Source organism: Sphingomonas sp. STIS6.2 (genome assembly GCF_000732685.2).
In the GTDB taxonomy this organism is placed as follows: Bacteria; Pseudomonadota; Alphaproteobacteria; order Sphingomonadales; family Sphingomonadaceae; genus Sphingomonas; species Sphingomonas aerolata.
Window position 1 is genome coordinate 1 of record NZ_JPDP02000007.1, and the last position, 12,649, is coordinate 12,649.

Annotated in this window: 12 protein-coding genes; 7 read left to right on the forward strand and 5 right to left on the reverse strand. The window is 67.3% G+C overall.

The features are described 5' to 3' along the window. Positions 1-131: 131 nt before the first annotated feature. On the reverse strand, positions 132-698 hold the full coding sequence (locus sphst_RS01400; RefSeq protein ID WP_107045046.1) for an HNH endonuclease: 567 nt from the start codon (positions 696-698) through the stop codon (positions 132-134). A gap of 74 nt (positions 699-772) precedes the next feature. On the opposite strand from sphst_RS01400, the gene gluQRS reads away from it, so the two are divergent. Further along, on the forward strand, positions 773-1,651 hold the full coding sequence (gluQRS, locus tag sphst_RS01405) for a tRNA glutamyl-Q(34) synthetase GluQRS (protein WP_107045047.1): 879 nt from the start codon (positions 773-775) through the stop codon (positions 1,649-1,651). Positions 1,652-1,805: 154 nt separating this feature from the next. Here the strand turns inward: gluQRS and sphst_RS01410 are convergent, their stop codons facing one another. Further along, the gene (locus tag sphst_RS01410; RefSeq protein ID WP_234387251.1) at positions 1,806-3,281 is read right to left on the reverse strand and encodes a S41 family peptidase; all 1,476 of its coding nucleotides are present in this window, start codon (positions 3,279-3,281) and stop codon (positions 1,806-1,808) included. Positions 3,282-3,418: 137 nt separating this feature from the next. On the opposite strand from sphst_RS01410, the gene sphst_RS01415 reads away from it, so the two are divergent. The 4 genes from sphst_RS01415 (at position 3,419) to egtD (ending at position 6,554) form a co-directional block, all read left to right on the forward strand. Next, positions 3,419-3,646 carry a twin transmembrane helix small protein gene (locus sphst_RS01415; protein ID WP_031395690.1) on the forward strand — a complete coding sequence of 76 codons (228 nt, stop codon included), beginning with the start codon at positions 3,419-3,421 and terminating at the stop codon, positions 3,644-3,646. A gap of 19 nt (positions 3,647-3,665) precedes the next feature. Further along, the gene (locus sphst_RS01420; protein ID WP_031395689.1) at positions 3,666-4,232 is read left to right on the forward strand and encodes a cob(I)yrinic acid a,c-diamide adenosyltransferase; all 567 of its coding nucleotides are present in this window, start codon (positions 3,666-3,668) and stop codon (positions 4,230-4,232) included. 67 nt (positions 4,233-4,299) lie between these two features. Next, positions 4,300-5,577 (forward strand): ergothioneine biosynthesis protein EgtB, encoded by a 1,278-nt coding sequence (gene egtB / locus sphst_RS01425; protein WP_107045048.1) that lies wholly within the window; start codon positions 4,300-4,302, stop codon positions 5,575-5,577. Continuing rightward, a complete protein-coding gene (gene egtD / locus sphst_RS01430; RefSeq protein WP_037531658.1) occupies positions 5,577-6,554 on the forward strand; it encodes an L-histidine N(alpha)-methyltransferase in 978 nt (325 codons plus the stop codon). The genes egtB and egtD overlap by 1 nt, the downstream gene beginning before the upstream one ends. Positions 6,555-6,678: 124 nt before the next feature. Here the strand turns inward: egtD and ppa are convergent, their stop codons facing one another. The 3 genes from ppa to sphst_RS01445 form a co-directional block, all read right to left on the reverse strand. Further along, entirely contained in the window at positions 6,679-7,257 is a 579-nt protein-coding gene (gene ppa, locus sphst_RS01435; protein WP_031393175.1) for an inorganic diphosphatase, read from the reverse strand. Positions 7,258-7,334: 77 nt separating this feature from the next. After that, complete coding sequence (locus tag sphst_RS01440; RefSeq protein ID WP_031393174.1) at positions 7,335-9,248, reverse strand: M61 family metallopeptidase; 1,914 nt, start codon at positions 9,246-9,248, stop codon at positions 7,335-7,337. Between the two features lie 238 nt (positions 9,249-9,486). Beyond that, complete coding sequence (locus tag sphst_RS01445; protein ID WP_031393173.1) at positions 9,487-10,137, reverse strand: DUF1345 domain-containing protein; 651 nt, start codon at positions 10,135-10,137, stop codon at positions 9,487-9,489. 49 nt (positions 10,138-10,186) lie between these two features. Here sphst_RS01445 and hisS point away from each other — a divergent pair, with 49 nt between their 5' ends. Together hisS and prfA are read left to right on the forward strand one after the other, a co-directional pair. Then, positions 10,187-11,431, forward strand: coding sequence for a histidine--tRNA ligase (gene hisS, locus sphst_RS01450; RefSeq protein WP_107045049.1), 1,245 nt, complete (start codon positions 10,187-10,189; stop codon positions 11,429-11,431). A 106-nt stretch (positions 11,432-11,537) separates the two neighbouring features. Continuing rightward, positions 11,538-12,611 carry a peptide chain release factor 1 gene (gene prfA / locus sphst_RS01455; protein WP_107045050.1) on the forward strand — a complete coding sequence of 358 codons (1,074 nt, stop codon included), beginning with the start codon at positions 11,538-11,540 and terminating at the stop codon, positions 12,609-12,611. Positions 12,612-12,649: the final 38 nt, after the last annotated feature.

A 12,649-nucleotide genomic window follows, 5' to 3' on the forward strand; every position in this document is an offset into this window, starting at 1 on the left:
CCGCGCCGGCATCCGCCTCGGCGCGCTGCGCGTCCTTGTCGCCGCCCCCTGCGACGATCAGTCCCGCCGCGATCACACCCATCATCACCCGCATCGACCCGTCTCCCGCACAGTGCTGCGCGGCCGGACGGTCACGCTTCGAGTTCAATGTCCCAGTAGAGCCAATCATGCCAGGTTTCGTGCAAATAATTCGGCGGGAAGCTGCGGCCATGTTCGTGCAGATGCCAGTTGGTCGGGCGGATCGGCTCGAGATGGAGCGGCATCGCGGCCTGGCGCGGGGTGCGCCCGCCCTTTTTGAGGTTGCACGGCGCACAGGCGGTGACGACATTTTCCCAGGTGGTCCGCCCGCCTTGCGCACGCGGAATGACATGGTCGAAGGTGAGATCGCGCAGCTTGCCGCAATATTGGCAGGTGAACTTGTCGCGCAGGAACAGGTTGAAACGGGTGAAGGCGGGAAATTGCGACGGTTTGACGAATTGCTTGAGCGCGATCACCGAGGGGAGCTTGAGCGCGAAGCTCGAGCTGCGCACCTCGCGTTCGTAATTGGCGACGATATCGACGCGATCGAGGAAGACGGCCTTCACGGCGGTCTGCCAGGGCCAGACGCTGAGCGGATAATAGGAGAGCGGCGTGTAATCGGCGTTAAGCACGAGCGCCGGACATCCATCCGGGTGGCGTATCAGGTCGGGGTGAAACACGGCTCCTCCCACAAAAGTCCCGGACGCGCTTTCGCGCACCGGCATGACAGGGTCATGACAGCACGGCGCGGGACATGGGGTCAAGTCCAGTGAACAGCGCGGAATTCGTCACGACGCGGTTCGCGCCCAGTCCGACGGGGCGGCTGCACCTCGGCCATGCGCTGTCGGCGATCCGCGCGCACGACTTTGCGCGGGCGCGGGGCGGGCGGTTCCTGCTGCGGATCGAGGATATCGACATGGGCCGCAGCCGGCCCGAGCATGTCGCGGGAATCGTGGAGGATCTGCGCTGGCTGGGGCTGGATTGGGACGATCTGTCGCATCAGTCGGCGCGGCTCGCATCCTATCAGGCGGCGCTCGATGGATTGAACGCGCGCGGGCTGCTCTATGCGTGTTTCTGTACGCGCGCGGAGATCGCGGCGAGCCTGTCGGCGCCGCATGCCGGAGACGCCGCGGTCTATCCGGGGACGTGCCGGAAGCTGGCGCCCGCCGAGGTCGCGGCGCGGATGGGCGAGGCGCATTGCTGGCGGCTCGACATGGCCGCGGCGCTCAGCGTCACGGGACCGCTCGACTGGGTGGATGCGCGGGCGGGGACGGTGCGGGCCGATCCGGCGGCGCAGGGCGACGTGGTGCTCGCGCGCAAGGACGCGCCCGCCAGCTATCATCTCGCGGTGACGCTCGACGATGCGGCGCAGGGTGTCACCGACGTGGTGCGCGGCGACGACCTGTTCGCGGCGACCGACGTGCATCGGCTGTTGCAGGCGCTGCTGGGGTTGCCGACGCCGCGTTATCATCATCATCCGCTGATGCTGGGGGCGGACGGCGCGCGGCTCGCCAAGCGCACCGGCGCGCCCTCGCTCGCGGCGATGCGCGAACGGGGGGAGGACGGGCTCGCGGTTGCGGCGCGGGTGCGCGGGATGCTGGCGGAGGATACGCCCTATTCGCCGTCATCCTGACGGAAGTCAGGATCCAGGGTTACGGGGTGCGGCGTGTTTGGCTCTGGGCCCTGACTTTCGTCAGGGTGACGGGGTGGGCGGGTGAGCGCGGAGGACTGGGTGAGCGGGATTGACGGGGTGGGTGGGGTGACCCGGCCCCGTCGCGCCGGGCGGATCAATAGAGGCCGGGGACTTCGCGTTGCGGCGTGCTGGGGTGGTCGGGGATGAGCAGCGCGCGCGTGGGGAGGTCGGTCGTCGGCGCGGGCGTGCTGGTGCGGGCGGACGCGGTGGCTGCGGTCGCAGTGACCGGCAGGCAGCTGCGGCCGGCGAGGAAGTCGATCGCCTGCCGCGTCGAGGCTTCGCGCGGGTCGCCGAGCGGATAGCGGATATCGTCCTCGGCCCGGCAGCTCGCCTCGACCGTGCCGGCAAGACCGTCATAATAGGCACCCTGGCGTGCGGCGTTCTGCGTCGACAGCGCGACCACGCGCAGACGGTCGTCGCAGGCGGCGCGGTCGAGCCCGATCTGGCCGACGGGCTTGCCATAGGTGTTCGTGCCGATCAGCCCGGCAGCGCTGTGCAGATAGGGGATCATCGCGTTGATCACGAGTTCGCTCGCCGAGGCGGTCCCGCCCGTGCCGATGAACGCGACGCGCGTCGGCGCGATCGATTCGGGCTGCGGCGCGAAGAAGCGCGTCGTGTTGTTGGCGGATTTTTCGGTGCGGAAGGTGGTGTAGCTCGACACTTCGGAGGTCGCGCGGTTGCGGCCGAGCAGGTCGGTCATCAACTCTGCGATCGAGATCAGCCCGCCGCCATTATAGCGCAGGTCGATGACGATATCGGTGACGTTCTGCGCGCGGAAACTGGCAAAGGCGGCGCGCAGCGCGGGGTCGGCGGTCGAGATGAACGTCCGGAGGTTGATATACCCATAGTTGCGCCCGCCATCGGCGATGACCTTCGCGCCGTAGCGGCTCGAGACCGGGAGCAGCGCGAAATCGGTCTTGGTCAGCGTGATGTCGCGCGTGCCCTGCGCGTCGCGGATCTGCAGCACGCGGCTGGTGCCGACCGTGTCCGGGCCGAGCGCGGTCGAGACGCCCGCGCTGCCCTCTGCGGCGAAGATCGCGCTGACGGTCCGCAGCGTGTTGGCGTTGGTCCCGATCGCGACGATTTCCGCACCGCGATCGACCTGCGCCGCCAGCGCAGCGCCGCCTTCGAAGGATTCGATGACATAGGCGCGGCGCCCGCTGCCATCGATGCCGAGACGGAAGCCGAAGCCGGCATTGGACCCCGCCTCATAATAGGCGTCCTCCTCCTTGATCGACGTCAGATAGGTGAAATAGCGGTCGCGGCGCTGGCCGCGCGCGGTCGCGGTGAGCGCATCGATATAGGCGTCGACGGTCGTATAGGGCGTCGGGTCGAGGCTGGCGGGCAGCGTCTCGGGGAACAGATACCATTCGCGCAGCTGCGCCGCGGCCCAGTCCTGCCGCTCACGCAGGCTGCACCCGGCGACGGTCGTCGGGGTGGTCGTGCCGGTGGTCGGGGTGGACACCCCGGGCGTCCCGCCGGTCGATCCCGACACCGCGCCGGAGTCTCCGCCGCACGCACTCAACATAGCCAGCATCGCCAGGCTGGCGCCGATCCGTCCGTTACGCATACTCATTCCCCCATTTGTCACGATGCTAGCCGGGAAGATCGGGGCTGTCAGCGTAGAATTCCGCCCGTTTCGAGGCTTGTCCGACGACCGGCGGAACGGCCATTGCGGGGCGGCGCGCGCATGCCTAGATTGTCGTCATGAACACCTTCCTCGTCATCCTCCTGATCGCGGCGATGATCGCGACGCTCGTTGCTCTGGTGCGCGGGGTGGTGACGTTCCTGCAGGACCAGTCGGCGCAGGTGAAGGACGGGGGGCCGAGCGCCGCGTCGCTGAAATCGAACCGGATGATGCAGCAGCGCATCTTCTTTCAGGCGATCGCGATCCTGATCGTCGTGCTGATCCTGTTCGCCGCGGGCCGGACCTGAGCCCGAAGGGCCTAACGTTATGGTAAAGCTGAACAAGATCTACACGCGGACCGGCGACGCGGGGACCACGGGGCTGGTCGACGGATCGCGCGTGTCCAAGGCGTGCCCGCGGATGCAGGCGATCGGTGATGTCGACGAGGCGAACAGCGCGATCGGCGTGGCCGCGGTGGCGCTGGGCGATCATCCGCTTGGCCGAGCGCTCGAGCGGATCCAGAACGACCTGTTCGATCTCGGCGCGGACATCGCGACGCCGGGCGAGGATTTCGCGCCGTCCGAAATGACGCTGCGGATCATCGGTTCGCAGGTCGAGCGGCTCGAAGGCGAGATCGACGCGATGACCGCGCAGATGGCGCCGCTGACCAGCTTCATCCTGCCGGGTGGATCGCCGGGTGCCGCGGCGCTGCATCTGGCGCGCGCAATCACGCGCCGCGCCGAGCGCGCGGTGGTCGCGGTCGACGACCCGATCAATCCGCTGGCATTAGCGTATGTTAACCGCTTGTCAGATTTCCTGTTCGTCGCCGCGCGTGCGGTGAACCAAAACGGGGCGAGCGACGTTCTTTGGCGACCGGGGGCAACGCGCGGATAGCGCTCCGTATCGCTGCATCCTTTTATAAGGGGTCATGCCGCGTGCATCGCCCGCACGAGGACAGTCGATGCCGAACCCCGTCCCCACCCATAATCCTGCGACCCTGCCTGATACAGACGCGCTCGGTGCGCGGTTCGCCGCCGTGCGCGACCTGTCGATCGCGCTGGCCGCGCCGCTGTCGGATGCGGATGCGACGGTGCAGTCGATGCCCGACGCGTCGCCGACCAAATGGCATCTCGCGCATACCAGCTGGTTCTTCGAGACGTTCGTGCTGCGCGATCATGTCGCGGGCTACCGGCTGCACGACGAACGCTTCCCGTTCCTGTTCAACAGCTATTACGAGGCCGAAGGCCGGCGGCATGCGCGCGACCGGCGCGGGATGATCACGCGGCCGACGCTCGACGAGGTCCGCGCGTACCGCGCGCATGTCGATGCGGCGCTGATCGCGGCGCTGCCCGACCTGCCCGAGGCGGCGCGCGAGCTGGTGGCGCTGGGCTGCCATCACGAGGAGCAGCACCAGGAATTGCTGGTGACCGACATCCTCCATTTGTTTTCGGAAAATCCGCTCGAGCCCGCGGTCTGGGCTGCGCCGCGCAAGGTGCCGGTCGAGATGCCGGGCGCGATCGGCTGGATCGAACGCGACGCCGGGATCGCGCGCATGGGGCATGACGGCGACGGCTTCGCGTTCGATTGCGAGACGCCGCGGCACGACACGCTGCTCGCGCGCCACGCGATCGCCGACCGGACGGTGACCAATGGCGAATGGGCGGCGTTCATTGCCGATGGCGGCTATAGCGAGCCGCGCCACTGGCTCGCCGATGGCTGGGCCTGGGTGAAGGCGGAGGGCATCGTCGCGCCGATGTACTGGGAAGAGCGCGACGGGGGCTGGACGCGGTTCGGGCTCGACGGGCGGCGCGCGATCGATCCGGCGGCGCCGGTGACGCATGTCAGCTTCTACGAGGCGGACGCCTATGCCAGCTGGGCGGGCGTCCGGCTGCCGACCGAGGCCGAATGGGAGGCCGTTGCGGCGGACTATGCCGGCGATGGCGGCAATCAGATGGATGCGGCGGGCCCGGTCGAGCCGCGGCCGGCGCGCGCGGGCGACCCGGCCTTTTTCGGCGACGTCTGGGAATGGACGGGGAGCGCCTATCGGCCCTATCCCGGCTTCCGCGCGGTCGAGGGGGCGGTCGGCGAGTATAATGGCAAGTTCATGAGCGGTCAGTTCGTGCTGCGCGGCGGGAGCTGCGCGACGCCGCGCGGCCATGCGCGGGCGAGCTACCGCAATTTCTTCTACCCGCACCAGCGCTGGCAGTTCACCGGCGTCCGGCTCGCCAAGGATATCTGATGTTGAAGCGTGAAATCGAAGACGGCGAGCAGAGTCTGGCCGATCCTGCGTTCCGGGCGGACGTGCTCGCCGGGCTGGAACGGCGGCCGCGCGCGATTCCGGCGCGCTGGTTCTACGACCGGCGCGGGTCGGAGCTGTTCGAGGCGATCACCGACCTGCCCGAATATTATCCGACGCGGACCGAGCGCTCGATCCTCGAGACCGCCTGCCCCGAGGTCGCCGAGATTGCCGGCGCGGGACGTGCGGTGGTCGAATTCGGGTCGGGGTCGTCGACCAAGACGCCGATCCTGCTGAGCGCGGTGGCGCCGTCGGTTTATGTGCCGATCGATATCTCGGGCGATTTCCTGCGCGAATCGTCGCGCGTGCTTGCGGCGCAATTCCCCGAGCTGCTGGTCCTGCCGTTCGAGGCGGATTTCATGCGGCCGCTCGCATTGCCGAAGACGATCGCGGACACGCCCAAGCTCGGTTTCTTTCCGGGGTCGACGATCGGCAACATGATCCCGCTGATGGCGGTCGACCTGTTGAAGGCGATGCGCGCGTCGCTCGGGATCGGCGCGATGCTGCTGATCGGGATGGACCGGATCAAGGATCCAGCGGTGCTGGTCCCCGCCTATGACGATGCGCAGGGCGTGACCGCGGCGTTCAACATGAACCTGCTCGAGCGGATCAACCGCGAGCTCGACGCCGACGTGCCGGTTGAGGCGTTCCGGCACAAGGCGGTGTGGAACGACGACCGCGCGCGGATCGAGATGCATCTCGAGGCGCAGCGCGATGCCGCGTTCACGATCGAGGGGCGGCCGTTCGATATCGCCGCGGGCGAGACGATCCACACCGAGAACAGCCACAAATACGGGTCGCGTGATGCGCGAATCCTGTTGCGGTCGGGCGGGTGGACGCCGATCCGCGAATGGACCGATCCGGCAGGGTTGTTCTCGCTGTACCTGGCGGAAGCGCAGGCGGAGCGGCCGGCGCCGTAAGGGCGGGGCAGGTGCTTCGACTTCGCTCAGCACGAACGGGGGGCGTAGTTCGCGGCCCCGTTCGCCCTGAGCGCAGTCGAAGGGCGCGCCGGGTGCGCGCCGCTTCGACTTCGGTCTTTTGTAATTAGCGGCCTGCGGCGTCGTCCGCGTTCATGGGCTCGTCGCCCTGCTTCTTGGCCTCTTCGTAGCGCTCGATCGCCTCAATCGTGATGCGCTTGGCTTCCTCGGCATCGCCCCACTTGCCGACGCGGACCCACTTCTTCTTCTCAAGGTCCTTATAGTGGGTGAAGAAATGCTCGATCTGCTCGAACACGATCTCGGGCACGTCGGCACGGCCGCCGACGTTCGAATAATAGGGGAACACGTCGTTGACGGGGACGCAGACGAGCTTCTCGTCGCCGCCGGCCTCGTCCTCGAGGTTGAGCACCGCGATCGGGCGCGCGCGGACGACGCAGCCGGGGATGAACGGCGAGCGCGCGATCACGAGCGCGTCGAGCGGGTCGCCATCGGGGCTGAGCGTGTGCGGCACGAAGCCGTAATTCGCGGGGTAGCGCATCGGCGTGTGCAGGATGCGGTCGACGAACAGCGCGCCCGATGCCTTGTCGAACTCGTACTTCACGGGCTCGCCGCCGGTCGGGACTTCGATGATGACGTTCAGGTCTTCGGGCGGATTCTTGCCCGTCGGGATGAGGTCGATACGCATGGCGGTCCTTTCAGAAATGGCGGTGCCGGCCGCTTCCCCTTGGGGAGGCGGCCGGCACCGGAAAAATATCGGAACTGTCAGCGCGGCATCAGCAACTTGTCCAGTCCGCCGTCACCTGTACCGACCTTCTCGAGCCGCGGATAGCGCGGGCCGTCATGGTAATCGAGCGAGACGTCGCGGAATCGCTCGTTGTTTTTTACAGTCAGACGGATCGGCAGCTTGGTGCCCTGGGCCGCGAGAATTGCCGCTTTCATGCGGTCCGACGAGTAGGATTCGCCGTTGACCGCCTCGATTTCGGTGCCGACGTCGATCCCGGCGCGGAACGCAGGGCTGTCCCAGATCGAGGCAGTCACGACGCCGTCCTTGTTCATCACCAAGCCCAGCGAATAGCTGACATCAGTGCCGCGGGTCTTCTCCGCCTGCTTCAGATACGGGCTCTGCACGGGGCCATAGACCAGCTTGTAGCCGTTCATCGCAAAGCCATTGATCGGCGCGGGCTTGCCCGTCTCGGTCAGCCGCGTGTTGAGGAAGCCGGCCCAGTCATAGGGCAGGATGCCGTTCAGCGTCTTGGCCACGTCGTCGAACGTGTAGGTAACCTCGCCATAATCGCCGTTGCGGATGCCGAAGAACGCCTTGGCAAAATCGTCGATCGACTTGGTGCCGCCCGACTTCTGGCGGAGCATCGCGTCGACCTCCATCCAGACCATCAGCCCTTCATTGTAGTAATCCTCCGACCGCTGCCAGCTGGTCCAGCCCTTGGGACGGCGCGACGAGATGACCGGATCGTTGGTGGTGTCGATCAGCGGGCGCCACTGGCGACCCTGCGCGGTGTCGTAGGTGCCCAGAATCGAGGCATAGCCGTCGAGCGTGTCCTGCTTGCTGACCAGACCCGAGCGCGCCTGGAGCACATAGCCCCAGAACTGCGTCTGGCCCTCATAGACCCAGAGCAGCGAGTTGCGCATCGGCGTGCGGAAATCGGGGGTCCACAGGTCGGCGCCGCGGCGGAACTTGCCGTCCCAGCTGTGCGTGAATTCGTGCGGCAACAGGTTGCGCGCCGACGCGCCCGTCTCCCATTCGGTGAAATAGCCGGGGCGGACGCCGTTTTCCGAGCTGCGATGATGTTCGAGCCCGATCCCGCCGAGCTGGTCGGTGATCGAGAGCAGGAACTCGTAGTGATCATAATGCTCGGCGCCGAAGGTGCGCGCGGCCTGGTCGACGAGCCGCTTGTGCGCGTCGATCTGTTCGGGCTTGGCGGCGAGCTGGTCGGGGGTGTCGGCGAAGACGTTGAGGTCGACCTTCGGGCTCAAAGGCCAGACCTTGCCGTATTTGCCCGCGAGGATCGGCGAATCGACGAGGATCTCGTAATTGGTCCGGTCATAGGCATAGGTCGCGCCCGAGACCTTGGCGGGGACCGCACCCGCGGCGGTCCAGCCGGTCGGGTAGGTGACGGTCATCTTCACCGGGATCTGACGCGTATAATAGCCGGCGGGATAGAGGCTGACCGAGTTCGGCTGGAGGCTGATCATCGTCGGGGTCATGACGACACGGCCCTGGTCCGCCTTGGTCGCGGAGATGAACTGGAAGGTCGCGTCGAGCTGTCTGGTGCCCGCGGGGACGTCGATGTGGAAGGCGTAGACGTCGACCGGATCGCGCGTCCAGGGCAGGATCCGGCCGTTCGCGCGGATCACCAGCCCGGCGAGCTTCTCGATCTCGCCGCGTGGCGCATGGTTGCCGGGCAGCCATTTCGGGAACAGCAGCGCCATCTTGCCCGATTTGGCGACGGGGATCGTCTCCTTGACGCGGAAGATGCCGCGCTCGGTATCGGTCGCGTCGATGTCGAGCAGGATCGTGCCGGGATAGGGCGTGTCCTGTGCGGCGGGGATCGTGTCGACGAACGGCACCGGTTGAGGGGCGGTGTTGCCGGCGGGGACTTGCGCGACCGCGGGAAGTGCAGACGCGAGCAGGGATGCGACGAGAAGCTTGCGGATCAAGGAAAAGGCCTTCCGGCAAAGAGACGATGGTCAAGGTGTAAGCGGCAGAAAGGGCAGTCGTCCAGCCCTTTGCCGGGGGGTATAGTTTCGCGTCGCAGGCGTTTGGTGCGTCGCGCTTTGCCACATGCGCCGTCATCCTGACGAAAGTCAGGATCCAGGGTTACGGGCAGTGGTGTTTATGGCTCTGGATCCTGACTTTCGTCAGGATGACGGAAGAGGGATGACGGAAGGGGCAGGGTCAGCTGCTGCCGAGCACGTTGATGGTGAAGGCGAGCACGCCGATGTTGAAGACGAACGCGGCCATGCACTGGCCGAGCGCGACCTTGCGCACGCGCCGCGACGTGATCTCGACGTCGGAGGTCTGGAAGGTCATGCCGAGCGTGAAGGCGAAATAGGCGAAGTCCCAGTAATCGGGCTCGGCACAGGACGGGAAATCGAGCCCGCCCGCGTCGCTGCCATCCGCGGCGTCGCTGTAGAACAGATGCGCATAATGCAGCGTGTAGACCATGTTGGAGAACAGCCAGGCGAGCACGAGCGTCGCGACCGAGATCAGGATCGCGACGAGATCGGTCTTGCCCTGCAATTCCTTCGCCACCGCGACGAGCACGACGATCAGGATCGTCCCGCTGAACGCCAGCAGCACCGCGCGGTTGGCGTCGTTCTCGTCCGCATAGCGCCGCATCCGTTCCGCGGTGGCGTTGCCGAACAGGGTTGCGACGGTGGCGAGGAACAGGACCGCGGCGATATCGAACGCCGCCATCGTGCCGCGGCCCAGCCCCAGTCGGGGGATCAGCGCAACGAGGCCGATCGCGAAGACGCATGCGAACAGCACGAAGCGCGGCGGGGCGATGCGCCGGCCGAGCCCCCAATAGCGGACGTCGTTGCTCATGTGACGGCGCTAGCGCTTCGCGGGCACGTCGCCTAGATACGCGCGCATCATGGCCAGAACAGAAACCCCGCGTCGCATCCGCGGCACTCAGGACATCTTCGGCGACGAGCAGCGCCGTTTCGCGCATGTTCTCAGCACCTTCGAACGCGTGCGTGCGCTCTATTGCTTCCAGCGGATCGACATCCCGGTGTTCGAATCCACCGCGGTGTTCGCGCGCTCGCTCGGCGAGACGACCGATGTTGTGTCGAAGGAGATGTACACATTCGAGGACCGCGGCGGGGATTCGCTGACGCTGCGCCCCGAATTCACCGCGGGCATCGCGCGTGCCTATCTGACCGAGGGCTGGCAGCAGTTCGCGCCGCTCAAGATCACGACGAGCGGCCCGGTGTTCCGCTATGAACGCCCGCAAAAGGGCCGGTTCCGGCAGTTCCACCAGATCGACGCCGAGGTGATCGGCGCGGCGGAGCCCGCGGCGGACGTCGAACTGCTGGTGCTGGCGGACCAGCTGCTGCGCGAGCTCGGCATCGCCGACGGCGTGACGTTGCAGCTGAACACGCTGGGCGATGCCGAGACGCGTGAGGCATGGCGCGCGGCGCTGGTTGCGCATTTCGAGGCGCATCGCGGCGAGCTGTCCGAGGACAGCCTGACCCGGCTTGAGAAGAATCCGATGCGGATCCTCGATTCGAAGGATCCGAAGGACCGCCCGATCGCGGACAGCGCCCCCGATATCGACGCGTATCTGACGCCCGAGGCGCGCGCGTTCTTCGACGCGGTGACTGCGGGGCTCGATGCGGCGGGTGTCGCGTGGGAACGCAATGCGCGGCTGGTGCGCGGGCTCGATTATTACCGGCACACCGCGTTCGAGTTCGTGACCGACCGGTTGGGGTCGCAGGGGACGGTGCTGGCCGGCGGGCGCTATGACGGGCTGATCGGGTCGCTCGGCGGGCCCGAGACGGCGGGTGTCGGCTGGGCGGCGGGGGTCGAGCGGCTGGCGATGTTGCTCGACGAGCCGGCGGCGGCGGGGATCGACGCGGTGGTCGTGCCGATGGGTGCCGCGGCCGAAGCACGCGCGACCGGCATCGTTGCGGACCTGCGGCGTGCGGGCGTGGCGGTCGAGATGGCGTACAAGGGCAAGATGAAGGCGCGGATGGCGAAGGCGGATGCGCTCGGCGCGCGGTTTGCGATCATTCTTGGCGATGACGAGCTCGCCAAGGGCGTGGGCGCGGTGAAAGCGCTCGCGACCGGCACGCAGACCGAGGTCGCGTTCGCCGATCTGGCGGAGGCGCTGCGTTGAGCCTCCCCGTCATCCCGGCGCAGGCCGGGATCCAGCGCCATGAAGGCTGCGCCCGGTCACCCTGGATCCCAGCGTTCGCTGGGATGACGCAAGTGGGAGCGGCTGCATGACCCAGATCTCCCCGGACCGCATCCGCGCGATCGAGGCGCGGCGGGACGAGTTGCAGGCGCTGATGTCGACCGGCGACCTGCCGTCGGACCGCTTCGTCGCGGTGTCGAAGGAATATGCCGAGCTCGAACCCGTCGCGCAGGCGGCGACCGAGGTGCGGCGGCTGCGGCAGGAGGCCGAGAGTCTCGCCTTCATGGCCGAGGACGCCGATGACGAGCTGCGCGCGATGGCGTCGGAGGAATTGCACGAGAATCGCACGCTGCTCGAGACCGCGGACCGCAAGCTCGCGCTCGCCTTGTTGCCGCGCGATTCCGCAGACGAGCGCTCGGCGATGCTTGAGGTGCGCGCCGGCACTGGCGGCGACGAGGCGGCGCTGTTCGCGGGCGACCTGTTCCGGATGTACCAGCGTTATGCCGAATCGCAGGGCTGGCGGGTCGAGATGATCTCGGGATCGTCGTCCGACGCGGGTGGCTTCAAGGAAGTCGTCGCCAGCGTCACGGGGCAGGGCGTGTTCGCGAAGCTGAAGTTCGAAAGCGGCGTCCACCGCGTCCAGCGCGTGCCCGCGACCGAGGCGGGCGGCCGGATCCACACCTCGGCGGCGACCGTCGCGGTGCTGCCCGAGGCGGAGGAGGTCGACGTCAAGATCGACGACAAGGACCTGCGCATCGACGTCTATCGCTCGTCGGGGCCGGGCGGCCAGTCGGTCAACACGACCGATTCTGCCGTGCGGATCGTCCATATCCCGACCGGGCTGACGGTGATCCAGCAGGACGAGAAGTCGCAGCACAAGAACAAGGCGAAGGCTTTGCGCGTGCTGCGGACGCGGCTCTACGAGGCGGAGCGCGACCGGTTGCATGCCGAGCGCGCGGGCGCGCGCAAATCGATGGTCGGGTCGGGCGATCGATCGGAGCGGATCCGGACGTATAATTTCCCGCAAGGCCGCGTGACCGATCACCGGATCAACCTGACGCTGCACCGGCTGCCGGAAATCGTCGCGGGCGATATGGGCGAGCTGATCGGTGCGCTGGTGTCGCAGGACGAGGCGGACCGGCTGGCGCAGCTGGATGGGTGAGCTCGCCTGCTTCCTCCCGTCTTGCGTGCGGGAGGGGG